The 273-nt window shown below is 62.3% G+C and carries 1 protein-coding gene; it reads right to left on the bottom strand.

From position 1 onward, the window contains the following. Window positions 1–6: 6 nt before the first annotated feature. Window positions 7–273: DUF6611 family protein (locus SB717_RS35775; protein ID WP_410907713.1), on the bottom strand; the 267-nt coding region annotated here is incomplete at its 5' end.

Here is a 273-nt window from a genome sequence, read left to right as displayed (position 1 = left end):
GGGCATTCACTTCGCCGAGGCGCATTGCAACGAGCCGATCTCATCGTATATGCGCTGCCAAACAAGTTCGTGCTCAACGGCATCGATGATGCCGCCCTTCATCGCGCGATCTGCCACGATCATAGTCGTGGCCATGGCGACCACTTCGTCCCGCCGGTCCGAAATGGTTCGCTCCGTGCATCTCGCCATCGTCAGCACCACGACGGTCTTGACCTGATGGCGGAGCAACCCCACATATCGCCTGCACACCAGCGCCGCCGCCACCGCGGCCAC

Source organism: Priestia sp. SIMBA_032, assembly GCF_046535215.1.
Lineage (GTDB): Bacteria > Bacillota > Bacilli > Bacillales > Bacillaceae_H > Priestia > Priestia aryabhattai.
This window is presented reverse-complemented; position numbering and strand designations above follow the sequence as displayed.